At 57.3% G+C, this 461-nt stretch carries 1 protein-coding gene; it reads left to right on the top strand.

The features are described 5' to 3' along the window. Positions 1-461: phage portal protein family protein (locus JIN85_RS20965; RefSeq protein WP_200274522.1), on the top strand; the 461-nt coding region annotated here is incomplete at both ends.

The following is a 461-nucleotide window of genomic DNA, read 5'->3' on the forward strand; positions in this document are numbered from 1 at the left end:
AATATCGGCTCGCAGGGTTTCCTCCGCACCAAGCCGGGCGTAAAGGTGAACATCTTGGCCCAAGGTTCGACCTCCGGCCAAAACCTGCCACAACGTGAATTGATCGCCTTGGCGGACCGTCAGTGCGATACGTTCATTTTGGGGCAAACGCTCACCTCCGGCACGGCGGAGAATGGCAACCGGGCACTGGGCGACGTCCATGAAAACACGAAGAACGCAATGGTCGATGCCGTGGCGGATTTCGTCGGCGAAGTCCTGACCCATCAGCTGGCTCCGGCCATCGTGACGCTCAACTGGGGTGAACGCGACGACATCCCCGAGATCTGGGCGAAACGCGAGGAATCCAAGGACGAGAAGGCGAAAGCTGAACGAATTGAGATTCTTTCCCGGATCGGAGTAGCGATGAGCAAACAATTCGTGTATGATGATCTGGGAGTTCCGATTCCGGCTCCCGATGAAGA

Origin of the sequence: Luteolibacter pohnpeiensis, from assembly GCF_016595435.1 — a bacterium.
Lineage (GTDB): Bacteria > Verrucomicrobiota > Verrucomicrobiia > Verrucomicrobiales > Akkermansiaceae > Luteolibacter > Luteolibacter pohnpeiensis.